General features: G+C 47.1%; 12 protein-coding genes and 1 CRISPR repeat array (1 of these 13 running past the window's edge). Of the genes, 2 read left to right on the forward strand and 10 right to left on the reverse strand.

From position 1 onward, the window contains the following. A CRISPR array of direct repeats spans positions 1-11,934; the repeat unit is 37 nt; unit sequence GTTTTAATCCCCTGACGAGGATTTGGGTTATTCGAAT (it extends 1,276 nt beyond the left edge of the window). Positions 11,935-12,134: 200 nt separating this feature from the next. The 10 genes from cas2 to cas10 all read right to left on the reverse strand — a co-directional run bounded on the left by cas2 (position 12,135) and on the right by cas10 (position 22,908). Then, the gene (gene cas2 / locus ACFMKP_RS07545) at positions 12,135-12,416 is read right to left on the reverse strand and encodes a CRISPR-associated endonuclease Cas2 (RefSeq protein WP_110519435.1); all 282 of its coding nucleotides are present in this window, start codon (positions 12,414-12,416) and stop codon (positions 12,135-12,137) included. An 8-nt stretch (positions 12,417-12,424) separates the two neighbouring features. After that, the gene (gene cas1, locus ACFMKP_RS07550) at positions 12,425-13,444 is read right to left on the reverse strand and encodes a CRISPR-associated endonuclease Cas1 (protein ID WP_382290514.1); all 1,020 of its coding nucleotides are present in this window, start codon (positions 13,442-13,444) and stop codon (positions 12,425-12,427) included. A gap of 12 nt (positions 13,445-13,456) precedes the next feature. Then, positions 13,457-14,266: a CRISPR system precrRNA processing endoribonuclease RAMP protein Cas6 gene (gene cas6 / locus ACFMKP_RS07555; RefSeq protein ID WP_382290516.1), complete on the reverse strand. Its 810-nt coding sequence runs from the start codon at positions 14,264-14,266 to the stop codon at positions 13,457-13,459. Positions 14,267-14,289: 23 nt separating this feature from the next. Next, on the reverse strand, positions 14,290-15,648 hold the full coding sequence (locus ACFMKP_RS07560) for a hypothetical protein (protein ID WP_382290518.1): 1,359 nt from the start codon (positions 15,646-15,648) through the stop codon (positions 14,290-14,292). A gap of 9 nt (positions 15,649-15,657) precedes the next feature. Continuing rightward, the gene (locus ACFMKP_RS07565) at positions 15,658-17,100 is read right to left on the reverse strand and encodes a hypothetical protein (protein WP_382290520.1); all 1,443 of its coding nucleotides are present in this window, start codon (positions 17,098-17,100) and stop codon (positions 15,658-15,660) included. 247 nt (positions 17,101-17,347) lie between these two features. Continuing rightward, positions 17,348-18,436, reverse strand: a complete 1,089-nt coding sequence (gene csm5 / locus ACFMKP_RS07570; RefSeq protein ID WP_382290521.1) for a type III-A CRISPR-associated RAMP protein Csm5 — start codon at positions 18,434-18,436, stop codon at positions 17,348-17,350. Next, positions 18,433-19,458 (reverse strand): type III-A CRISPR-associated RAMP protein Csm4, encoded by a 1,026-nt coding sequence (csm4, locus tag ACFMKP_RS07575; RefSeq protein ID WP_382290523.1) that lies wholly within the window; start codon positions 19,456-19,458, stop codon positions 18,433-18,435. The genes csm5 and csm4 overlap by 4 nt, the downstream gene beginning before the upstream one ends. A gap of 12 nt (positions 19,459-19,470) precedes the next feature. Further along, positions 19,471-20,238 carry a type III-A CRISPR-associated RAMP protein Csm3 gene (gene csm3 / locus ACFMKP_RS07580; protein ID WP_382290525.1) on the reverse strand — a complete coding sequence of 256 codons (768 nt, stop codon included), beginning with the start codon at positions 20,236-20,238 and terminating at the stop codon, positions 19,471-19,473. A gap of 47 nt (positions 20,239-20,285) precedes the next feature. Next, on the reverse strand, positions 20,286-20,720 hold the full coding sequence (csm2, locus tag ACFMKP_RS07585) for a type III-A CRISPR-associated protein Csm2 (protein ID WP_382290527.1): 435 nt from the start codon (positions 20,718-20,720) through the stop codon (positions 20,286-20,288). A 1-nt stretch (position 20,721) separates the two neighbouring features. Continuing rightward, on the reverse strand, positions 20,722-22,908 hold the full coding sequence (cas10, locus tag ACFMKP_RS07590) for a type III-A CRISPR-associated protein Cas10/Csm1 (RefSeq protein ID WP_382290529.1): 2,187 nt from the start codon (positions 22,906-22,908) through the stop codon (positions 20,722-20,724). A gap of 656 nt (positions 22,909-23,564) precedes the next feature. On the opposite strand from cas10, the gene ACFMKP_RS07595 reads away from it, so the two are divergent. Further along, positions 23,565-24,206 carry a histidine phosphatase family protein gene (locus tag ACFMKP_RS07595; protein ID WP_382290531.1) on the forward strand — a complete coding sequence of 214 codons (642 nt, stop codon included), beginning with the start codon at positions 23,565-23,567 and terminating at the stop codon, positions 24,204-24,206. A 500-nt stretch (positions 24,207-24,706) separates the two neighbouring features. Then, positions 24,707-26,494, forward strand: a complete 1,788-nt coding sequence (locus tag ACFMKP_RS07600) for an ABC transporter substrate-binding protein (protein ID WP_382290533.1) — start codon at positions 24,707-24,709, stop codon at positions 26,492-26,494. Positions 26,495-26,498: the final 4 nt, after the last annotated feature.

Here is a 26,498-nt window from a genome sequence, read left to right on the forward strand (position 1 = left end):
GGTTTTAATCCCCTGACGAGGATTTGGGTTATTCGAATGTAGATACAATCTCAAAAGGTGTCGATGCGCTATCGAAGTTTTAATCCCCTGACGAGGATTTGGGTTATTCGAATTTCAAAATGGCTTAGCTGGCCTTGTCTATGTACAGCCAGTTTTAATCCCCTGACGAGGATTTGGGTTATTCGAATCCCAATACCGTTTCTGGCGGCATTGGCACGACCTATTACGTTTTAATCCCCTGACGAGGATTTGGGTTATTCGAATAGATTGTCGGCGGCAAGGCTTGGTACAAAGCTGTTGAGTTTTAATCCCCTGACGAGGATTTGGGTTATTCGAATGATGATAGGCGGCCAGCTTCTTGACGAGCTGTTTGGTGGTGAGTTTTAATCGCCTGACGAGGATTTGGGTTATTCGAATCTACGATGGCCCAGAAATCATCCATACCTTCTGGGCGAAGCAGTTTTAATCCCCTGACGAGGATTTGGGTTATTCGAATCAATCAGCGGCTCAACTATTGGTTGAGGTTATTGAGGTTTTAATCCCCTGACGAGGATTTGGGTTATTCGAATACAGCAATTTTGTCACTTTCGGCAGCGGTTGGGAAATTAAGTTTTAATCCCCTGACGAGGATTTGGGTTATTCGAATGCAAACAATCAAGGCCGACAAGGACTCAAGCGGCGAATTTTTCAGTTTTAATCCCCTGACGAGGATTTGGGTTATTCGAATTATTCGTCTTCTTGTAACTCGAATTCAAAGTACCACAGTTTTAATCCCCTGACGAGGATTTGGGTTATTCGAATACAAGAGTGATTTTTTAATCACTACACAGCAAGGGTTAAGTTTTAATCCCCTGACGAGGATTTGGGTTATTCGAATCCGATTAGTGGTGGCAAGCGTAAGCCAACAAGCGTTCGGTTTTAATCCCCTGACGAGGATTTGGGTTATTCGAATGTTGTTGGCGCTATCGCGTTGGGCCAACGCAAAAACGCGCACGACGTTGCGCGGTTCAGTTTTAATCCCCTGACGAGGATTTGGGTTATTCGAATGGTGTCGAGCCGGTTGACGCGGGACGAGGTGCTAACATGTTTTAATCCCCTGACGAGGATTTGGGTTATTCGAATGAATATCGGCGCAAACTACAATGGTATGCAAGCAAAAACCTGTTTTAATCCCCTGACGAGGATTTGGGTTATTCGAATGATCGTTTAGACGATCCTGAGGGTCAAATTTGCTGCGGGGGTTTTAATCCCCTGACGAGGATTTGGGTTATTCGAATCCAAATCGTTGATATTTTCCCAACGCACGAAGCCGCGACGGTTTTAATCCCCTGACGAGGATTTGGGTTATTCGAATTTGCTGGTTATGAATCGCGCCCTCTAATACGGCTCGGAGTTTTAATCCCCTGACGAGGATTTGGGTTATTCGAATGTATGTTTGGTGCATGCGCCTCTGTTACCATAGGCTCGGAGTTTTAATCCCCTGACGAGGATTTGGGTTATTCGAATTCACCATTGCAGAAAAATTGAACACCATGGCCGCAATTCATGGTTTTAATCCCCTGACGAGGATTTGGGTTATTCGAATGTTTCTTGGCCGTCGAACAATCCCGTTGCAAGCCAACTGGCGTTTTAATCCCCTGACGAGGATTTGGGTTATTCGAATGGTAAGTTAACAGGTCGATGGTAGTTGGTTTCCTACTTAGGTTTTAATCCCCTGACGAGGATTTGGGTTATTCGAATTTTCGTACTCTTCGCGAGTGCGGTATGAGTAGCAAAATTCGTTTTAATCCCCTGACGAGGATTTGGGTTATTCGAATGATGCACTTCCGATCATGGGCACGCAGCTGGGCAATGTGTTTTAATCCCCTGACGAGGATTTGGGTTATTCGAATTCGTGAAGATGTGCGCATTCAGCCACAAATTCCATTGGTTTTAATCCCCTGACGAGGATTTGGGTTATTCGAATAGTATAGTGACAAGCCATGAAAAGCGCACTATACTACAGTGTTTTAATCCCCTGACGAGGATTTGGGTTATTCGAATGCTGTGGTAGCGCCATAAAGCCATAGCCGCATCATAGGCGGTTTTAATCCCCTGACGAGGATTTGGGTTATTCGAATTTTTGGTGGCTTGTTCATTTATTGTTCGTAAAGGGGTGAGTTTTAATCCCCTGACGAGGATTTGGGTTATTCGAATTGATGGTATTGTTCACATTTGGCTGTGCTTTTATGATGTTTTAATCCCCTGACGAGGATTTGGGTTATTCGAATTTCTGGTTGAATTGTGGAAGGGTGGCGGCGGCTGGCGTTTTAATCCCCTGACGAGGATTTGGGTTATTCGAATCCTCCATAAACATTGATTCAGTAGCCACAGTATAGCGGGTTTTAATCCCCTGACGAGGATTTGGGTTATTCGAATAGCGAACGAAGCGCATCTATTTCTGAGCCTGTAATGCGAAGTTTTAATCCCCTGACGAGGATTTGGGTTATTCGAATACATACTTACCTTTGGTACTTCGATATAAGCTGCATAAGTTTTAATCCCCTGACGAGGATTTGGGTTATTCGAATATTCCATTATTTCACCTCACGAACATGCTTGACGAGCTTGGTTTTAATCCCCTGACGAGGATTTGGGTTATTCGAATATTCATCTACTAAGCACCTTGCAGCTCGAATCACGCTTTCGTTTTAATCCCCTGACGAGGATTTGGGTTATTCGAATGATCAAGCCAAACGAGACTATTAACCACTACGATCTATCGTTTTAATCCCCTGACGAGGATTTGGGTTATTCGAATTTGTACCAGCAATAGGCACAGGTCAGCCGCCAAACAAACGGTTTTAATCCCCTGACGAGGATTTGGGTTATTCGAATATACGCTTCTACGTCTACCATAAACTGTTCGTTCACTTTGTGTTTTAATCCCCTGACGAGGATTTGGGTTATTCGAATGATTAATTTATTGTTCATGCCACGAATCGTAAGTAGTACCCGTTTTAATCCCCTGACGAGGATTTGGGTTATTCGAATTGAGGTTATGGTTATGGATAAGCCCGAATGGTTGGAAGTGGGTTTTAATCCCCTGACGAGGATTTGGGTTATTCGAATAAATCATTCTCCGTTTGACCAATTTCGACCGCAAATTGGTTTTAATCCCCTGACGAGGATTTGGGTTATTCGAATCCTTCATCACGCCGCTGCGATTCTTCCGGTCAACCACGAGTTTTAATCCCCTGACGAGGATTTGGGTTATTCGAATCTGCAATTGAATTTATCGCAACACTAGAACGTCCTTTAAGTTTTAATCCCCTGACGAGGATTTGGGTTATTCGAATCGACTATGTTTGGCGGTGGTGAGGGCGTTGGCGAAGGCGCGAAAATGGGTTTTAATCCCCTGACGAGGATTTGGGTTATTCGAATTCATGACCAAAGTCGGAATCTACGCGAGGGTATCAAGCGAGTTTTAATCCCCTGACGAGGATTTGGGTTATTCGAATCCAAAGCGATAACACAGTAGCACCCAATTGGCCAGTGTTTTAATCCCCTGACGAGGATTTGGGTTATTCGAATACAAATTATGCTTGGGCCTGCTGATGGCAGTTGGAAACCGTTTTAATCCCCTGACGAGGATTTGGGTTATTCGAATCCAGATCAAACGCATGGTGTCAGCGGGTCTGGAGTTGGTTTTAATCCCCTGACGAGGATTTGGGTTATTCGAATGCTCGCAAGCGTGTTGAGAAACGTCCCGATTCCAGCGGCGTTTTAATCCCCTGACGAGGATTTGGGTTATTCGAATAAGATCGACCTTGCTAATTGTTCCCCGATTGATATTGAGTTTTAATCCCCTGACGAGGATTTGGGTTATTCGAATCGATGAACATGCTGCTCAAGCCGTGGATCGGCTGGCATGGTTTTAATCCCCTGACGAGGATTTGGGTTATTCGAATCCAAAACGGGGTTCCCATCCTCTTGGTTTCCGTGCGCGGTTTTAATCCCCTGACGAGGATTTGGGTTATTCGAATTTCAGCAAACGCCACATAGGCAATAAGCGCCTGCGGATGTTTTAATCCCCTGACGAGGATTTGGGTTATTCGAATGCCATGCGAGAGCCAAGAACGGTGTGGCATGAGGGAGTTTTGTTTTAATCCCCTGACGAGGATTTGGGTTATTCGAATACATGATCGGTACTCGGTTCGTAGAGCAGTTCAGGGTTTTAATCCCCTGACGAGGATTTGGGTTATTCGAATGGCGCTTGCTTGATGGTCGCTTGCCACGACATCTCAGTTTTAATCCCCTGACGAGGATTTGGGTTATTCGAATACCTTTTCAAGCTCCGTTGCACCCGACTCACAATAGGTTTTAATCCCCTGACGAGGATTTGGGTTATTCGAATCGATTAGCGTGAGGTTTTGCTGCGCTGGTTCGGCAAACATCAGTTTTAATCCCCTGACGAGGATTTGGGTTATTCGAATCTTGGTCTGCTGGCGCGCTGCCCGCATGGGGATAACGAGGAGTTTTAATCCCCTGACGAGGATTTGGGTTATTCGAATTGATGATTGATGTGCTGCGATTGACCCGCGCATGAATTGGTTTTAATCCCCTGACGAGGATTTGGGTTATTCGAATGATTCCATACCACCTTCACGCGGATCGCTGTAATCATCGGTTTTAATCCCCTGACGAGGATGTGGGTTATTCGAATAGCCTTGGAGCGGCTTGATCTGTTAACGCCTGATACGTTTTAATCCCCTGACGAGGATTTGGGTTATTCGAATATTGGTCTGGCCGGCGATCAAGTTGGCGCTATCTAGTTTTAATCCCCTGACGAGGATTTGGGTTATTCGAATGCAAGATCACGCTTGAAAATCCGAATGGCATTCTTACGTTTTAATCCCCTGACGAGGATTTGGGTTATTCGAATGTGTATCGGCATAGATGAAGGTCAATGACTTGTTCGGTTTTAATCCCCTGACGAGGATTTGGGTTATTCGAATCCTTAGGGATTCGCTCAACGCACTTCGCTGGAACAATCCTGTTTTAATCCCCTGACGAGGATTTGGGTTATTCGAATGTCATAGGTCAGGCGCTTAGCGGCTTGCTCAGCAATGGGTTTTAATCCCCTGACGAGGATTTGGGTTATTCGAATATAGGCGCATAAATACCACTAGCCTGCTTGAGTTTTAATCCCCTGACGAGGATTTGGGTTATTCGAATATTGTATCTACTGCTTTACTAGCCACGTCTGCGAATAGTTTTAATCCCCTGACGAGGATTTGGGTTATTCGAATTGTCTCTGGTACGATAGATGAATATAGCGAGGTCGATAACTGTTTTAATCCCCTGACGAGGATTTGGGTTATTCGAATGCCTGAAAACAATGTGACCACCATGCGATCAATGAGTTTTAATCCCCTGACGAGGATTTGGGTTATTCGAATCTGCTTGGCTATGGCCCCAGCCCTCTTTCGTGATTTTGTGGGTTTTAATCCCCTGACGAGGATTTGGGTTATTCGAATATTATCCCCAGTTACCCCAACCCGCACGATTGAATATAGTTTTAATCCCCTGACGAGGATTTGGGTTATTCGAATGGATGAAACCCTTCTGCCAGAATTTCAAGAACTGTTGCTGTTTTAATCCCCTGACGAGGATTTGGGTTATTCGAATATATGGGGTGATTGCAACCAGTGGCGAGAAGGCATTTGGAGCGTTTTAATCCCCTGACGAGGATTTGGGTTATTCGAATAAATAATGGAGTTTGAAATCACCGATTGCTTTGGCCATGTGTGTTTTAATCCCCTGACGAGGATTTGGGTTATTCGAATGTAAACTAACCGGCCGTTGGTAGGGTTGACGAAATAGGGTTTTAATCCCCTGACGAGGATTTGGGTTATTCGAATTTTGTACGTAGCTCGCAAAGCGTGCCACGGCAACCAATGTTTTAATCCCCTGACGAGGATTTGGGTTATTCGAATCTCTAGAGGGCAGAAAGCTAGGTATTATATGGCAACTTTGTTTTAATCCCCTGACGAGGATTTGGGTTATTCGAATCCCACGTGGGCAAGCCCTACGGACACCGAAGGAAATGTCGTTTTAATCCCCTGACGAGGATTTGGGTTATTCGAATTGGTTAGATAGTATGGGTAACGTCGCTTACCGCGAAAGTAAGTTTTAATCCCCTGACGAGGATTTGGGTTATTCGAATTTATACAGTGGATTGCAGCGAAGTTGCTAGCGCGTTCTGTTTTAATCCCCTGACGAGGATTTGGGTTATTCGAATAAATCATAAGCTATACGCTTTTGATTGACGGCGTAGAGTACGTTTTAATCCCCTGACGAGGATTTGGGTTATTCGAATCATCAGTTGCCAATATGGTACAAGAGTTTGGCAAGTTGGTTTTAATCCCCTGACGAGGATTTGGGTTATTCGAATACATTTTATCAATCAATCCAATATCAAAGGCATACGATGTTGGTTTTAATCCCCTGACGAGGATTTGGGTTATTCGAATTCTGCCCGTGTTGGTAATACCGTGGCCCGCTGGTAGACATACGTTTTAATCCCCTGACGAGGATTTGGGTTATTCGAATTCAAAAAGTAGCCATTTTCAGGCTACCCTTGCTTTTGCGTTTTAATCCCCTGACGAGGATTTGGGTTATTCGAATTGAACGCATAGTGTCTCTTGGTCTCAGCGCTTACGAGAGCCGTTTTAATCCCCTGACGAGGATTTGGGTTATTCGAATTAGCGGCAGTAGCACGCCGCGAGTCGGATAGCTTCTAACTGTTTTAATCCCCTGACGAGGATTTGGATTATTCGAATTGAAAGCCAAGATCAATCAATCGCTACGGCCATCAAAGCAGTTTTAATCCCCTGACGAGGATTTGGGTTATTCGAATGCACCATCCGCGCTCGTGACTACATCGATCCCGTCAATGTTTTAATCCCCTGACGAGGATTTGGGTTATTCGAATCTGTTTGCCACATGAACTCTGTAAAGCGTGCCGTCGCGCCGGTTTTAATCCCCTGACGAGGATTTGGGTTATTCGAATAGACGCTGGCCTAGCGCTGATGAAGCGCGAAGGCTTGACGAATGTTTTAATCCCCTGACGAGGATTTGGGTTATTCGAATTATCCATCGATACTCTAGCGGTATTTGCCACTCGTAAATGTTTTAATCCCCTGACGAGGATTTGGGTTATTCGAATTTCTAGAACACCCTACTACTCCTATCCCAAATGTATCTGAGTTTTAATCCCCTGACGAGGATTTGGGTTATTCGAATAATGATAGCCTTTGCTGTTACCATTATTCGTTCACATTCAGTTTTAATCCCCTGACGAGGATTTGGGTTATTCGAATCCATCATTTATTGAAGGGTCAACGCTGACCGTTACGGCGTTTTAATCCCCTGACGAGGATTTGGGTTATTCGAATTCAAAACAGGCGTGCGAGCTGGGGCTATCACGACCGAAAGTTTTAATCCCCTGACGAGGATTTGGGTTATTCGAATGTACCCGAACGTCCCGTGCCGACCACTTATTGACGTTTTAATCCCCTGACGAGGATTTGGGTTATTCGAATCTGGTAAGAAAGAAGCGGCAGCGGCCATGGATACCAAGGTTTTAATCCCCTGACGAGGATTTGGGTTATTCGAATGCAATTTGACGGGCAAGCGCTAATTTGTTTCCTACTTAGTTTTAATCCCCTGACGAGGATTTGGGTTATTCGAATTTTATGAAGAGGCAGGGTTATCCCTGCCCGATGATATAGTTTTAATCCCCTGACGAGGATTTGGGTTATTCGAATAGGCCCGCGAAGCTGCTGCACAGGCAGAGAAGATAGCCTTGGTTTTAATCCCCTGACGAGGATTTGGGTTATTCGAATTGTTGCAATCATCGTCGGAACAAAACAAGCTGGCAGCGGGTTTTAATCCCCTGACGAGGATTTGGGTTATTCGAATTGCAATACGGTACAATCAACGGTTTTGCGGTCGAATTAGTTTTAATCCCCTGACGAGGATTTGGGTTATTCGAATTGGATTCCAGCAGTCCTTTGCTGCTTGAATTACTGGGTTTTAATCCCCTGACGAGGATTTGGGTTATTCGAATTCTAGTATCTCGCCGTCTTTTTCGGCAAACATCAGTTGGTTTTAATCCCCTGACGAGGATTTGGGTTATTCGAATTCTTATACAGCGGCTGCGAAGCGGTGAGCAACTATTTGGTTTTAATCCCCTGACGAGGATGTGGGTTATTCGAATTGAAAGTGAGTGAGCAATAATGCTTTGGCCTTCGTAGCCGTTTTAATCCCCTGACGAGGATTTGGGTTATTCGAATACAGCCGATATTGGTTTTCTAACAACACCTATTATTAATTGGGTTTTAATCCCCTGACGAGGATTTGGGTTATTCGAATCGTCCAGCGTTTGAGGCGATGTATAACGCTCAGTCTGATGTTTTAATCCCCTGACGAGGATTTGGGTTATTCGAATGCAATTTGCACGCTGACTTGGACATTGTGACCACTAAGCCGTTTTAATCCCCTGACGAGGATTTGGGTTATTCGAATCCCGCTGAACCCCGCGCGGCTGATGAGTTCAGTTACCACAATGGTTTTAATCCCCTGACGAGGATTTGGGTTATTCGAATGTAGCGCGAACTGCGCTACGTGTGGATTCGGCGCGTGGACGTTTTAATCCCCTGACGAGGATTTGGGTTATTCGAATTGCAGAATATCAATGCTATGCTGCTCGGCATGCTCTTTGATGGTTTTAATCCCCTGACGAGGATTTGGGTTATTCGAATGCACTCGGATGGGAAATTTGAAAGCAGAAAAGGAGTATCAGTTTTAATCCCCTGACGAGGATTTGGGTTATTCGAATGCATTAGTTGCAATTTTGGGCAAAGGGCCGAAGTTGGTTTTAATCCCCTGACGAGGATTTGGGTTATTCGAATTGAAAAATGCTCGTGACTTTGAAGTTATTATTCCTGTATCAGTTTTAATCCCCTGACGAGGATTTGGGTTATTCGAATGCCCAGCGCCTTGGCTTGGCTGTTGATCCGTTCGGCAGCACTGCGTTTTAATCCCCTGACGAGGATTTGGGTTATTCGAATGCCATAGTGCCGCTGCTTATGGGCGTATTGACGTTGATATGTTTTAATCCCCTGACGAGGATTTGGGTTATTCGAATGAAGCGGGACATTGCCACCACGAGCGCTATTTAGCGTGTTTTAATCCCCTGACGAGGATTTGGGTTATTCGAATAAGCATTAAATCAAATGCGGCATGAACCCATTTTGGTGCGTTTTAATCCCCTGACGAGGATTTGGGTTATTCGAATTCACGCCGATTTAGTGGGATTAACAACTGGTGTTAAGTTTTAATCCCCTGACGAGGATTTGGGTTATTCGAATGAGCGAGAGACATGGGATTATCCAGGGGGATGCGAGTACAACGTTTTAATCCCCTGACGAGGATTTGGGTTATTCGAATATACAAGGAACTGGTGGATGCTGAGATTCAACGGCAAACCAGTTTTAATCCCCTGACGAGGATTTGGGTTATTCGAATTCACCGCAGCAAGCGCCCTGCCTAGCCCTCTTAGTTGACAGTTTTAATCCCCTGACGAGGATTTGGGTTATTCGAATTTATTGTTGTCGGAAGAACGACGGATTGGTTGGTTTTTTCGTTTTAATCCCCTGACGAGGATTTGGGTTATTCGAATCCATGCGGTCTATGTGACGCGCTGCAACGAGTTACGTAGCGTTTTAATCCCCTGACGAGGATTTGGGTTATTCGAATTCATGATGCTCTAACCCGCATGACGCGCTCAGAGGTGGTTGGTTTTAATCCCCTGACGAGGATTTGGGTTATTCGAATTTATCAAAGCGCCAACCAAGATGCTGCTTATTGATCAAGGTTTTAATCCCCTGACGAGGATTTGGGTTATTCGAATCTTCAAAGCGACGCTGAAGGATCGGGAATCTGATTTTAGTTTTAATCCCCTGACGAGGATTTGGGTTATTCGAATACCAACATCCAGCGCTGAATATCGAATGCTTCATCTCGGGTTTTAATCCCCTGACGAGGATTTGGGTTATTCGAATCGATATGTTGCGCAGCTGGGATTGTTATCACATCAATGGTGTTTTAATCCCCTGACGAGGATTTGGGTTATTCGAATGCCGTGATTTGGTTCTGATGCAAATAGCGCATCAACCGTTTTAATCCCCTGACGAGGATTTGGGTTATTCGAATCCTGTCGCAAGCGCTCGCGGTTGGCATGATCAACGGGATGTTTTAATCCCCTGACGAGGATTTGGGTTATTCGAATCACCGTTTTAAATCCGTATTGCGATCCTGTAATGGTTAGTTTTAATCCCCTGACGAGGATTTGGGTTATTCGAATGGAAGTCGGCTAAGGCTTCGGTCGGGTGGTCAAGTTGGTTTTAATCCCCTGACGAGGATTTGGGTTATTCGAATCTATTATGGCGCGCTTGACAAAAGAACATATAGAGTTTTAATCCCCTGACGAGGATTTGGGTTATTCGAATGCAGCTCCGAACTCCACAGCTGCGGCTCCTGACATCTCGCGGTTTTAATCCCCTGACGAGGATTTGGGTTATTCGAATAATAAACAATGACAGAACGAACGCAACTTGAGATTGATAAGTTTTAATCCCCTGACGAGGATTTGGGTTATTCGAATTCAAATACCTCTCGATTGACAGAAACGACGAAGATGGTGTTTTAATCCCCTGACGAGGATTTGGGTTATTCGAATTATCACTGTGGCGGCAACCATCACTAAAAACACGGTTTGCAGTTTTAATCCCCTGACGAGGATTTGGGTTATTCGAATCAAAGCTAACCGTTGTTGTTGGCGCAATTGCCCTAGGGACGGTTTTAATCCCCTGACGAGGATTTGGGTTATTCGAATCTGTCATCGATGCCCAACGCATTGAACACGACATCTTGTGTTTTAATCCCCTGACGAGGATTTGGGTTATTCGAATGAATGCAACTCCAGTGCTTGCTTGTAAAAGGTTGCGGGTTTTAATCCCCTGACGAGGATTTGGGTTATTCGAATAAAAGAATATTAGCACACCATAGCTCGCGAATAACGTCATTAGTTTTAATCCCCTGACGAGGATTTGGGTTATTCGAATTGACCGTGGTGCGGTTATACGACCGCGTATCTTCTTCGTTTTAATCCCCTGACGAGGATTTGGGTTATTCGAATATACTGAAACTGCTTGGGTTATTGGCAAGTTTCTTACTGATGTTTTAATCCCCTGACGAGGATTTGGGTTATTCGAATTTCTGCACCACAGTTTTGCCCCACAGGATGTCGTGGTTGAGTTTTAATCCCCTGACGAGGATTTGGGTTATTCGAATCCCCTAGATGCCGTCGCGATCCTGAATGAATTTTGGGGTGGGTTTTAATCCCCTGACGAGGATTTGGGTTATTCGAATACTCTTTTGCCAGTGCTACTGTTTTGCGGTATAGACTATTGGTTTTAATCCCCTGACGAGGATTTGGGTTATTCGAATCAACTTGCTTGCCAATTGATCGCGATTTGTTGCTAGGGTTTTAATCCCCTGACGAGGATTTGGGTTATTCGAATTGATATGAACCAGCATTGTCTAGTATGTTACTAAGTTTTAATCCCCTGACGAGGATTTGGGTTATTCGAATTCAAGGCTGGTGTGAGCGCAGTTGCAAGCCTGAATGGTCTAGGTTTTAATCCCCTGACGAGGATTTGGGTTATTCGAATAAATAAGCGTTCTTTGCTCAGACCATCGAATAGATGAACGTTTTAATCCCCTGACGAGGATTTGGGTTATTCGAATAGCGTGGGAAGTCTACGGCATCCATGGCCTGCCAGCGCAAGGTTTTAATCCCCTGACGAGGATTTGGGTTATTCGAATATACCCCAATTTTCATGGCTTTGCAAGGCCCTAAAACGCGCGGTTTGCGCGGTCCGATTTTTTTGGTCATTTTTGGGCGGGTTTTTAGGCAAATTTGCATGTGGATAACTCGCTTTTTGGCCTTCAGAATCGGATCGCGCGGCATTTTATGAACATTAAATTGTGGATAACCTCAGTTTGGCCCACGCTAGAGCCATATTTCAAAAAATATAAATCGTGACGCTGGTTTCGAGCGCTGGCCCATTGCCAACAATTTCGGTGTGCGGCGCACAAACTCCACATAACCGATAGGTACGTAAATTATCGCCATCAGCAGGCCGCAACACTTTGTGCAGTTTACCCCGCAGTTTGCTATATTGCTTGGCGGTTAGGTCGCATTCAAAGACGCTATATTGCACTCGTTGACCAAAACCTTCAAGGATTTTGGCAATTCTGGTGCGCCGCTTGTCAACTGCAATATCGTAGGAAATCAAATAGAGCATCGATCCTCCTAGCGTGTTGTCCAAGCTTGATAGCCATTGCCAGTCTGAATTGCCCGCGCCAACTGGCGCGCTTGCAGTTCGATGCAGCGCCAATAGCTCACTTTGCCAGGTCGGCCATCTGCCCCATCAGGATGGGTTACCTCGGTACGCATGCGTTCTTCAAACGCAGTAACAAAGCGTTTTTTGCCTTCGCTGCTTAGCAAAATTGGATGCTTTGGGTCGTCGCTGGGGCTAAAATCACTCGCGCTTAACCGACCATCGCTACAGCAGCGAATCACCAAGGCATCAACTAAAATTGGCCGAAATTCTTCAATTAAATCAAGCACCAACGATGGCCGATTGTAATCAAGTTGATGTAAAAATCCTTGATAGGGATCAAAGCCAACTGCCTGCACGGCTCCTAGGGTTTTGTGCACCAACAGCGTGTAGCCCAACGATAATAAAACATTCACCGGGTCGGTTGGCGGGCGACGATTGCGATTATTAAACATCCATTCTTGATCAAACAGGCTGCGTAAGCCGCCAAAATAGGCTGCCGAGCCGCTGCCTTCAACTCCGACCAATGAGCTGATTTTGGTCGTGCGATCAACCCGTTCAATAAAATGTTCGAGCGCTGCGATCGATTCCTGGACGTTGGCATCGACGCTTTGGCGATTGCGCGCAAAGCGTTGCAACACCGCGCGGCAATTGCGTAATTTGCCACTCACACAGGCTTGGGCCATCGCTAAAGCCCATGCTTCGTCATCAGCCCGCCGATATTGCGCGCGCCGCAGCGCAACATGGGCGGTTACTTCACCAATCAGCCGCCCATGATAGCGTCCTTGGGTGGTCAAAAACGTCACTTCAATCTGCTGATCAAGCAGACGTTTGATTGCAGGCGTGCTAAACCCAACATTGCCCATCACCACAATATCTTCAAGTTTGGCCATTGGCACATTGCCCAGCTCTTGATCGGTTTGCCAAATTGCCAGCCGTTCACCGTCACAGCGAATTTCCGCACCTTGTTCGAGTACATACAGCGTGGCCATTGATCAATCTCCTTAGCGTTCAACGACGCGGGCGCGGCCTAAACCGCGGGTTGTTCCCGCCCCCACGCCGCTCCAGAAGGCAAAGCGAGCGAGGGTATCAATACACGAACACCAGTAGCGATCGCGCGAGGTGGCAGTGTAGGTGCAGGTGCCAACCGCGCCAATTTGCAAGGCTTGGTTTTTGGTTGGCTCGCGCTGTGAGCGTAATTCAAAATAGCTGGTAGCCATACATTCGCTGGCAAAGCGCTTGACTTCTTCAGGAAAGCTCAGCGGCGCAACTGCATTCCATTTATCAAGCAAGCTGCCAAACACCAAATCTGGGGTTGGCATTGGCTGATTCAGCCCGCGCTGGCGAAAGGTTACTGGCGAATGAAATTGCAGCGTCCAGCGTCGCGCAATCGAATCTTGGGCCATGCTGGGAGCCAATAATTCGCTATAGCTGCGCTGGCCAACCCACGGATGTTCATGCTCTTGGCGTAAAATTGCCTCAACCCGCCAAGCACTGCCGTCAAGATCCAATAATTCCAATTGCTCTGGCTGCCAAGTCTGGGCCAGATCTTCCAAAACTGGCGTTAAAAGCGTGACTCGCAAGCCATAATCGTCACTAGTGTTGACCATTGCGCGGTTGGCTTGGGGCTTGAGGCCCAACACATTCGAGACGGTCAGCGGTTTAACTCCAATTTCATCGTGAATTTGCTGAGCTAAATCGGGCTTGGCAGCCTGAATCAGCTTCAAAATGGCGGCATGGGTTGCGCGAGCCAAATTTGGCTGAACACTGGCATTGGCAACAGGCCGAATTTGCATGATTAACGCCGTTGGCATCGTAATATTCCTTATTCTCACTATTAATCGAGTAATTGAACAATCCATTGATTAATTGCATCATAGGGATTTTGATTTAGCGAACGTTGAGTTAATTGCTGATAGCTTTGCTGAATATTGTTCAAAATCGTGCTTACAGTTGCGCCATAAGCTTGTTCGATTTGAGCTTGCGAAACTCCGCCCAAGCTATGGGTAATTTCGTTGCGCAATTCGATCAATGGTTGGCATGCTTTGGCTAATTTGAGCACAAGCTGCACGTTTGCATCCTGTGGTGCATAACTACTCAATAATTTTTGTAATCCTGCCTGACCAACGCTAATCTTTTCAATTCGCTGTTGCCGCAACCAACCTGCATCAACTTTGGCTCCATGCGGGTCGGCTTGGCCTTGCCAATTAATAAATGGAATATTTAAGCGCAAACAGACCAAACGTAAACTATTTTCAACATAACGTACCAATTGGGTCAAGAAATCGGCATAACTATTGGTTTTCAGGCGAATTTCTGCCAATGCTAGCACTTCCGCCAACGCATTTTCATGAGATAACGGCGTGAGCGCATTATACAGGCTATGAATTTTTGGATCGTGCACTCCATCGGCCAAGCCAACCAAGCCACGAATTGCCAAAAGCGCTTGCGGCACATCGAGATTGACCCGCGCGGCAGCATGGGCCAGCATGCCCTCAATAACTTTGGCGCTACTTTCGCTCTGCAGATCGGTGAAATAAGGCCGATATAAGCGCCAACTATCGAGCGCAGCATGATATTGAAAGGTTGCTAAATTGGCCTGAATTACTTTACGCAAAGGGCCACCCAAAATGCGCCGCCCAATCGAAATTGGTTGCGGCAGCGCACTATCGGGCGCGATATAGACGGGCAAGGCTCGCTCTTGAAAAATTTCAGTCCCAGTTAATTGTAAAGCAGTTGACATTGCTGGCGTGCCACCAGTTACCTCCAAAATAACTTGGCTTGGCTGAAGTTGCTGGTCGTAGGCTGCAAGCACTGGTTCATAAAAGCGAATCAGTTCATTTTGGTGGGTTGGGTTGGCTGAAAGCGCATGGACTAAAATCTGATCAGGCCGAAAGTTCCAGCGTTCAACCAATAACTCGCTGATCAGCTCTGCATCAGTGAGGGTATCAGTGTGTTGATAAGCTGAATTTGTTTGTTGCGTACCAAATAATAAAATATAATCAAGCGAATCACGCTCAAGATAATCGATAATCTTTTGAATCATCGTTATTTGAATTGAACGTTTGATTGTAGCCTTATGTTCACGTAGATAGCTAATTTTTGCCCGATGATTATCCTCTAAATCATGAGGCAAAGTTCCTGCTGGCACCGTAACATCACGATTACCAATATTGCAAATTAATAATCGACTCATCACATACTCCTAGATTAAGCTATAAAGTTTTTGCGTCAACGTAGTTTGAATTTGCTGAAATGGCGATTCACGGACATCAATCGCGATTTTTGCTAAAATATCGTGTAATAGATCGATTGGGGTTTGTTCTGATTTAAGTTTGAGATGCTTAATAATTTCATATTCGGAAACGCCCTTAAAACCATGAGCAATCACGCTCTGGTTGCGCATATCGGAGAGATTTGAAAGTTTAATAATAAGTTCACGCAAGCCAGTGTAGATTCCTACCTGTTTTTTTGCCAGATATTTTTGTTGTGGATTTTTCGTCAGAAAATCGAGTAGTGCCAGCAGCACCGGAACCGAAAAATGTTGATAATCAAGCTTATTGCCTGCGAATTGCTTGTTTTCAAGATATTCATGGAGTATGGGATCATCGGCTAAGATTTGATTGAATTTTGCCTGATTCTCAGCTTTATGGGCATTGCTATAATCAGTTGAAATATTAAAGCTGTTTTCAATCACATGGCGTAAGACTGTTTCTTGAAAGCGAAATACTCTCCCAAGAAAGTCGACATAACGTCCGTTGGTATAAGCGATTTGTGCATTATAAAAAAGCTCAACTAACAAAAATTCTCGATCAGCATGATTAGTATTATAGTCGTTCTGTTGAATTGAATGAACTAGATCTCGTAATGATCCATTAACATTAGACTGAACTTTTTCTAAAACATCCTGAGCTGCTGTAAAATTGAAATCTTCGCGATACTTAGCATAATGAAGCAATTCAATAATATTCTGATCGACAGAACCTTCAAGTAAGGTAATTGCGCCAAAGAAATTATGCTGCTGAATAAGCTGAATTGCAGTTGAAATATTGAATGAGTCAAGAATTTGCTTTGGAATATTGAGAAGATATGGGCGATTTTCATGCTCAGGTTTATATAAAACTAAGCAATTTTTGCGAAAGCGAGCAATTGCCTTAAATTGTAAGGCATTATTAAAGGCAGGAGTTCCACCAGCCGCCAGCACATAATATTTAGTATCATTCTGGTGATTGATCGTGCTTAACTGTTGACCAAAAGCTTGCATTACGTCGTCGTATAAACTTGGATTGATATTATGGATTGTACGACGCTCGACCGAACGAATAACATGACTCCAGCGCTCTTGAATATAGCGTTCTAGAATTTTGCCAAACCAACATGTATCTTTATCGCGTAAATTAAAATCATTTTGAGTTTTTACAGTTTTAATAGTATTTTCTGCTTGATCGGTATCGAATAATACGATGCAATCAATTAGAATCTTCTTTTGCTCAAAATAAGCAGCAAAGGCATCGATAATTGGAGCACTGAATCGATGCTCGCTATACGTTTGCCAATGCTGCATGCCAGCCGAGCGTGGTGGGTGAATGATTGACCCATTTACGGCTACATCACGATTTCCAACATTACATAAAGCAATTTGTCGCATGTGCTGCTCCTAATTCAAACTCAAACGCGGTTCCAATCCCTGATTCTTAATTCTTACCAGCTCGTTCTTCGATCTCCACCCTTCCGTCCCGCCTGAAGGCAGGAGACGCAGGGGTTTTCATTCCCCTGCGCCCCCTAATATTCACGTTGTAGATTGTTGGTATGGGTTTTAATCTCCTATCTTCGTTGTTCCGTAGCGCCAATTTCTGACTACTCGTCTTGTGAGTAGGCTAAGATACGAACGAACTCTAATTTAGCGTCACTTTGATCCAGCCAAATGGTACGCGCAGATTCCCGCTCGTATCGCGGGCGGCGCGGCGTGTTTTGGGAAAGCGATCGCCCTCGCGATATTCTTTGCGACTAAGCCGATAGCGTTGCATGAGCTTGGCGAGTTGCGGTGTTTTGATTACGTCGCCAAGCGTTTTGCTCTTCCAGCCTGTGCCCCAGCCAATATCGATGAAGAAGCAATTGTCGGGAGCAGCATTGGCCTGTTGTTCAAGGTTGCTAAAGAATTGCTGCACATGCTCGCCTTCACGGCGATTCGTCCAGAAGGTCAATTCTTGTTGAATGCGGGCGATTCCTTGCTCGCGCCAAGCTTGTTTTAATGCTTCGATATTAAATCCTTGCTCGTGCACCCCAAAGTGTTTGGCTTGGGTTTTTAAGATATAGTCATCGAATTTGATCCGCGCTTGTAAGGTCATGCGCGGCTTAATCGCCTCCAAATCGAGTGGAATACCTTGATTGGCTGCTGGAAAAACCACTGCGTTGTATAGCCGAAGTGCATCATCAGGCGCAGGTTGGCTATCGCTAATTTGGATTGCCCGAAAGAGATCGTAGTTGGGTACTTGGGCTGGCCGTGGCGCTTTTGGGCTAAGTAAGCGGGCCTCTTGGCCTTGAAACGCTCGCTCACGTCGATCATTGAGCCGATCCAAATCCAAGCTGAGGTTGCGTTGTTGATATTGTTGGCGCACCCACGCGCTGCGCAAAGCTCCTTTGAGGCTGCTACCTGGAATATAAGGCGCGTTTGTCCATTGTTTGATTGCAGGCCGCATGGTTTCCAGCTTTGAAACACCCTCAAGTTTGTAATAATACAGTTCTGGGTGCTTGCTCAGCTGCTCGGCTGTTACCAAGCTGCCTAAATCTGGAGCGTTCAAGATTTGTTGATAGTAACGATCGTTGGGATTTTCGGGCAACATTGCTTCAAGCACCGCATCGATGTTGAGCATATACAGCGTTTTGCCGAAGATTGCAAAATCGATATTGCGCCGCAAATCTGGCCCGCCAGCGCCGATATGCACTGGTGAGAGCGTTTCAATAGTTAGTGAATGGACGCTCATTGCTCGCCTCCTAGGCTACAGCCAACCGTGAGCGCCAGCCCATGCCGCCAGACTGGGTGGCTTACCCCAGCAATGTGGTTGTCGTAGGTTGGGGCCACATCGACGCTTGCGCCAACAATCGAATGCGCTAGCCCTGCACGATTTAAGCGCGAGCCAACGCCGATCATCCAAATTGCTTTGCGGCGCTGGGCTTTGGCTACTGGCGAATACATCCAGCCCGTCACATCCTCTAGGCTGTAGGCTGCTGGCTCGGCCAAAACGCCTGCGGCAAGCTCGGCAGCGCTTGGCAAATAGCGCGAAAGCACAATCACCGAATCGCTGGTGGCGGCTGGCAAATTGAGGGTTTCGGTTTGCAAGACTGGCTCAAATTGGCCAACGCCTTTGCTGCGCCGCCCGCCAAGCCCATCGATGCCAACTTGCACCAAGAGCTGTATGAGTTGTTGCATATCGCCAAGCGCCAAGATAGCCAAGCCACAGCCTGGCGCAAAACGCACTTGGCCAGTTTCGTAATAGGCTGAGGCGTTGCTCCAGCGATCGACCGCCACATGCGGAATCGAATCGATTTTCCAAAGTGGCTTTTCTGCATCACGTTGGCTGGCCTTGAATTCAGCTGTGCTGACCAACACGCTGCCATGTTGTAACGCCACGCTGGCTTCTGGCTCAAAATAATTACGCAATGAGTGGGTTCCGGCCAGCAGATTAATGAAAATCTCGCTGGATACAAAGCGTACTTTTTTAAATTTTTTGCGCTCGCCAGCGTTTGGTTTCTCGTTGATCTTGGGCGGTAGCATTGGCACTGGCAAGAGTTGAATTCCATCAACATATGGAAAGCACGACGAGATGGTGAATGGTGGATTGCTAGGCGCATCAGCCCAACGATGGCTTTGTTGCAAGGCCTGCCAAAATAGCGCCGCATACAGCGTATCCGATGGGCAGGTTTCGCTGACAATTTCCATGTCGATGCCTTGCATGCCAAAGTGAAACGCGCCTTGAGGCTGGAGCCGAATTAGATTAAATTCCATGCTGCTCTCCTCTTATTTGGCAGCGTAGCCTTGATCCGCCCACAACGCCCGCAGCTCGGCCAACGATTCGAGCTTGTGTTTGCTCAGCACTGCTTGTTCGTGGTGATTGAAGCTGATCTCGATCTTTTTGAAGGCAACTTGGCCGCTGCCACGTGCACCTTGGCCGCCCAAATAATCTTCTTCGACCAACTCAAGCCCACGAATGACGGTGTTGAATAGCTCGGTATCTTGATCGTTGTAGAGCGTGAAGGTCAACGCGCCGTCGAAAATAGCCCCAGCCGGAACCCGCTCTTGCTGGCGTGGGGTGGCCGCTGAGGTAACGCGATCGATCGCTGCTTCCCATTTAACTTCGGTGTATGGCAAATCGGTGCGGGCATCGCGAAATGCAGTGCGGGTATGTTCGCTCAAGGCTGCATCGCGTACAATCAGGCGGGTTGGCTCGGTCAGAAAATCAGCAGCAGGAATACCGAAAATGTGTAAAACAGGGCTATTATCGTATTCAGCTTGGGTTTTGGCCGAATGAATTGATACATCGCGGCCAATTGAAACATTTTGGGCCAAGCCATACAATTTTTCCAATTGCGAGCGCATTTTGCCCCGTAACGATGAGCCTGGGACGTAGGGTTCGTTGCTAAATGGATTGCGAATAACCGGATTATCGACATTGCCAATGGCCAATGTGCCTGCTGCGCCGCCAATGTGCAAGCCAGTTAAGGCATGAATTTCAAAATTGACGAAAATGCGGCCAACAATTTTGATTTTTGGTGTTTGATCTGACATAATGAATCTTCCTCACGCTATATGCATTAATTGTTGTAACAAATCGTTTATTGGCCGCCAAATGCGCGATGATAGGCCAAAATTGCTTCAAAGAAATCGACAAAGTTGCGGAAGCGTTGGTAATAATTATCTGGGCTGGAATTTTTTGCTCCCATTACCAATTTAATGGCTGGGGTTAATTCATCGCTGAGCGCTTGGACTGCACCTCCGCGTTCGCGTTTGGCTTGATAGGCCAAGCGTGGCTGGAGCAAGGCAAACTCACGTTGGGCGCGGCGCACAGCATCAGGCCGTTGCTGCTGCAAACTGGGCATCACCCAATCCATCTCGATGCGGCGCACTGTGCCGAAAATGCCGCGAATTTGGCTGGTGGTTAGGCGCGCGTAGGCTAGGCGGGAGCCAATTTTTTGCGCAGCTTCGACTAATTTTTCAATATCGTCGCCAGCAATAATTGCTTCGCGGTCTTGTTCGCTAATCTCAGGCATATTAATCTCCTTGCTCACGAATTAATAATTGAGTCCAACGGGCGGCGAGGCCAAGTTGCTCGATGGTGCGCAGGCTAATCCGATCAGGATCATCAAAGCCAGTAAATAAGGTTTTATCGATTTTGAGCAATAAGTCCTCGAGTTGCTGATTGTGCTTGTGGCGTTCGCGAATGCGCGCCAGTTGATATTTGCCATGCCAAATCCAGGGGCCATAGGCGGTCTGCTTTTTGCCCGACTCGCGGCGTCTTTGGCCGTGATCGTGATATTGGCTATACAACTCCATCAGCACTTGGAGAAGCGAGCGCACCATTCCATGCTCGGCCTGATAGAGTTGCCATAATTGCTGATGCCAAGCCACAAGCGCCGGATAGGCTTCCCAAGCAATTGTTTGATCGAGGAATGTCAAGGCATTTTTACGGATTGCTTTGCGCGGCGCAGCATCCTTGGCCTCATCAAGCGCGTGGTGAGCCAGTTTGGCCGCTTGATATAAAGGAAACTTCTTGGTGTGCAGGCTCAATCCCGCTGAAACATGGATTAATGGGTTATAGCCGGTATAGCGTTGTAAATCGTACTGAATGCGATTCGCGATGTGCGGTAATACATCCCAGCCGCCAACCACAAACAGATCATCGCCACCAGAATAGACACTGTAGATCTGCTCGCTCTGGGTTTGATCGGCTTGGTAGATTGACGTAATGAGTTGTTGATTGCGGCAGATTTCGCCGACCCAGCCTTCAAAAAAGCGCGAGAAGGCGGCGCTGAGGCTCGAAATGCGGGCCAATGACGATTTGGCAAGGCTATAGCCGAAAATATCGCCAAGATCGTCAACATCCATGCGCAGCACCCCAAAGCGCTTAATCCCACGACTGGCATCGGCAAGCTGATCAAACGATTTGACCGCGCCATTGGGTTGTTTGGGCGTAACATTGACGATTGGGCGAAAGCTGAAAACATGCTGGCGATATTGGCTACGTAGCTCAGTTAACAGCTTCAGATCGTTGGCAAATGGGCGAATGATTTGCACGTGGATCGAGCCATTGCTATTTTTTTCGAGATAGTTGAGTAATTCATTGTAGCTGGCACAAATCTCGACCTGTGTGCCCAAGGCCGCCAAAATATCCTTTGATGAGGCGCGCTCAGTAACAGCGTTAAGTTTGGAATCTGGGCGGCTAATGCAAAGGAATTGGGCATAGTGCAAACTGAAACCAAGCTTAATTGTGCTTTCACAGAGCAAACAAAGCTTACCTGCTGTTTCGCCTACATCAACTTGCTCGTTAACAAAGAGCTTGGTTGGCCCCATATAGCCACAGGTTGCGCAGCGATCTTCTTCGTTGCCGCGATGACCGCGCGGCGTGAACAGGCTTGCTTGGATTGTTTGCGAATCAAGGGTTGCAAATCGCCGGCGTTTATCAGCAGTCACATTGTCGTTGACTGCGCGAAACAAGGCCCCAAAATCGTGATCTGCATCGACGATTGTGGCCGCACCCAAGGCAACATACAACTCGCCATCGTGCACGCTGAGCAAAAATTGGCCAAGCTCACGTCGCCATTGAGCGATGTGCGTGGAGCATTCAGCTGGCACGATGGCATAAAAGCGCCCACCGCCGCTGTAGAGCAAATTACTGCTTGGCATGCCTGCTTGGGCCAAAACCCAGCCAGCCAGCGCTTCGGTGAGCATTTGCAAATAGAACGAGCGCCCACGCAGGCTTTTGGCCGCCCGATTGGCTGCGATGGTGTAGATAAAATCTTGCACGCCGGAAATATCGCCGCCGACCAATAACGCTTGATCGCCAGCTGCTGCCAAGGCAGCCTTGGTGCGGGCATAATCGTAGAGCGACACAACCGGATCAACAGGTTCGTTTTGGCTCGTTTGGTAGCTGACAGCCCACGCATAATCCTGAAAGATGCTGAGCATTTGGGCTAAATGAGTGCTTGGATCCTCACTACATTGGTTAATTGCCATCATGAATTCGTTGTGCAAATCTGCGGAAACCTGCGGACGTTCTTTGCCTGGAAAAAGCGCTGTTTCGCTTAGACTAAAGCGCTGCGCTTGTAGAAAGTAGGGCGCTGAAGTTGGCTCGGTCGCTGAGCTAATTTGGTTGAAGATTGATTCTAGTGGCGTATTTGACCAAGCCTTGACCGAGTTTGTCATACTCTTCAATGCCCCTATGACTGGGGGATCACTCATACAACCTCCTTGGTGAACACTCACGATGCACTTACTCTAGCTGATAGGTAGATGCATATATGTGCGCGCAATAAACGAATATCCGTTCGATTTAATGCCCGCTGTTTAAATTGATGCAATTAAGTTTGCGTTTTTGCAGCCTGATTAAATTAAGTTGCTATTATAGATAGGTAGATATTTTTAGATTGATGCTATGCGCGTTTGACGAAATAAAAAAAGCCCAGCGAGGCAGGGCTGGGGTAAGAGCGAAGTATAGGCCATGTGGCTAGTTGCTGATAGGAGGATGGGCTGGATTAATTGTTAGGTGGGCCGTAAGCTAGCGCTGGCATACTACGGTCAAATCCTTCCTCCTCACACACACTCTTCTCTCCTACAAGCGGCCCAACTGGGCCGTTTGTAGTTTTAGTGTTCTAAAACTAAGCAATCATTTGGCGCAAAGTTGACGACCACAGCCTCGCCACGATTGGGCAATCTGCTCAGGATACCACCAATCTTGCAAGATCTGGTATGATACAACGCCGTAGAGCAATGCAGCTCACTCACTGCAACGACGCACAACCCTGCAACCCTGAAGGATTAAGTTGACTGATGAATCGCCTCGGTGAGGGCCATTCATCCTTCATCCTTCGCCCTTCATCCTTACATTTGGAGGCTTTATGCGGTTAATTTTGGTGCGCCACGGTGAGAGTGAGTGGAATAAAATCGGTCGCTATCAAGGCCAAGAAGATGCGCCATTGAGCGAACTCGGCCAACAACAAGCCCAAGCCTTAGCCCAACGCCTCAAGCGCGAAAAGCTTGATGTGATTTATGCCAGCCCCTTGCAACGAGCCAACAACACCGCCCGCGCGATTGCCGAATTCCACCCCGATGTGCCATTTATTGACGACCCAGCCTTGCTTGAAATTCACCACGGCGATTGGCAGGGACTCTATAGCCCCGATGTTAAAGCCCAATATGGTGCCGAATTACGCGAGTGGCAATATTTCCCCACCCGCTCGCAAATGCCCAATGGCGAAAGCTTCTCCAACATTCTTAAGCGCGTGATCGACTTTAAAGAACGGGTTTTGAGCGAACGCGCCGATCAAACTGTTGTTTTTTCAACCCACGATGTGGTTGTCAAGATTTTGGTTGCCGATGCCTTAGGCATCAATATGGATCGAATCAACCGCCTGTGGATTACCAATGCTTCGATTAGCGTAATCGAATATGGCGAAGATTTGCCCTATTTGGTGAGCTTGAGCGAAGCCTGCCACCTTGGTAAATTGGCCACCGTGCGCGAAAACCAAACCGCCCTTTAATTTTTTCTCACCCACTCCAAGCCCTCTCTTGCGTCGCAGGAGAGGGTTTTTTGATCAAATTTTTGTTATCAAGCCGACTAAATTTGGTTTCTCCTCACGATCACAGAACCGCGAAGGAAAGGTTGGAGGTAAGAGATTATTACAAAGGGTATTAAGATCCCCTCACCCCAACCCCGCTCCCGTGGCGCGGGCGAGGGGCTTTAAGATCGTGGTTCTCTGCCAATTTCTTGGTGAATCAGGGGTGCTCCCCCTCGCCCGCGTTTTCGTGGGAGAGGGGGCTGGGGGTGAGGGAACGCTCCACCGCTGACCAATTGCTCAAAACCTACCCTTGTAAGAAGGAAGCTGGGGAGCAAGGGAATACCTTTAATTTAATCATAATAGATTAACAAGATTTTACCCCACATGGATTTTGCCCTATAATACGAAAACCGCACCGCTCTGGATCAGTGGAGATGACGAGTGTAAGACTATCGTAGGAACGCCTAGCTTAAGGAGGTCTCATGTCTTTCCGTAAACCGGGTAAGCGTTCGATTGGTTGGCTCTTGCTGCTGGTATTGATGATACCGCTGATAGCTGCCTGTGGCGCAAGTGCCACCCCAACTGCCACCGTTGGTTCCACTCCTGCGACTGGTGGCGAACCCACCGCCGCCGCAACTACCGCTCCTACAGATGACACCGCCGCAGCCACGCCAACTGAAGCCGCTGCTGCAACCGAGGCTCCAACAACTGGCAATGCCGATGATTATTTGGTCTTTGGTGGTTCGGGCGAGCCAGATTCGCTCGATTCAATGGATACCACGACAGGCACGGCCTTGATCGTGACCCGCCAGATTCAAGAATCATTGCTTGGTTTCAAGCCAGGCACGTTGGAAGTACAGCCAGAATTGGCAACCAAATGGGAACCAAACGCCGACTCGACCGAGTGGACGTTTACCCTGCGCGAAGGGGTCAAATTCTCAGATGGCACCGACTTCAATGCTGATGCAGTTGTCTTCAACTTCCAGCGCTTGTTCGTGCCTGATTTTGAGTTTGGCTTCCGCGCCGAAGGCAAGCAATACAACATCGTGCCCGACATCTTTGGTGGCTATGCTGGCGATGCCAACAGCGCCTTCAAAGAAATTGTGGCCGTCGATCCAACCACAGTTAAGTTTGTTTTGACCCGCCCTGTACCGTTGTTGCCAAGCTATTTGGCTGCTTCATACTTCGGGATTTCATCGCCAGAAGCGGTGAAAGCTGCCAAAGAAAAATATGGCTCGCCAGAAGTTGGCGGCGTTGGCACTGGCCCCTTCAAATTCGAGCGCTGGGATGCTGGCCAAAGCATTACCTTGGTGCGTAACGAAGAGTATTGGGGCGACAAGGCCAAAATGCCAGGTGTGGTTGTACGCTTTATTGCTGAAGCTCCCCAACGATTGGCCGAGCTTGAAGCTGGCACGATTGATTTCACGATCAACTTGAGCGCTGATAGCCGCGATAAAATCGCTTCAAGTGCCGAGTTGCAAGTTGTCGATTTGACTCCGTTCAACATCGCTTACTTGTCGTTGAACATCAACAATAAGCCATTTGACGATGTGAAAGTTCGCCAAGCAGTGGCCTATGCAATCAACAAGCAAGAAATTCTCGATGCTTCGTATGGCGGTGTTGGCTCAATTGCCGACGACTTCTTGCCCGATGGCTTGTCGGATTATCGCCCAAGCGATTTAGAGCCATATGCCTATGACCCTGAAAAAGCCAAAGCCTTGTTGGCCGAAGCTGGCTATGCCGATGGCTTTAGCACCATGGTCTTGACCGATGGCACCGAATTGCCTTTGGAATTGTGGTATATGCCGGTTTCACGGCCTTACTACCCCGATGCTAAGTCGGTGGCCGAACTCTATGCCGCTCAACTTTCCGACGTTGGGATCAAAGTTGAACTCAAAACCGAAGATTGGGGCGTATACCTCGATAACTGGGATGCTGGCCTGAAAAACGGCATGGTGATGTTGGGTTGGACGGGCGACTATGGCGACCCAAACAACTTCTTGTTCACCCACTTTGGCCCAGGCAACGCCGACGAAGCTGGCTATAGCAACGAAGAAGTTTGGAAGTTGCTGGCTGATGCTGGTGGCGCAACTACACCTGCCGAATCGATTAAATTGTTCCAAGAAGCTGGCAAGTTGATTAATAGCGATTTGCCACGGATTCCGATTGTTCATGCTCCCCCAGTCTTGGCCGCCAAGAAATCGCTTCAAGGTTGGGTGCCAAACCCAACTGGTGGCGAATCGTTCGCGCCAATTTCGATCACCAAATAACCAA

This window comes from Herpetosiphon sp. NSE202, from assembly GCF_042688385.1.
Classification (GTDB): Bacteria; Chloroflexota; Chloroflexia; order Chloroflexales; family Herpetosiphonaceae; genus Herpetosiphon.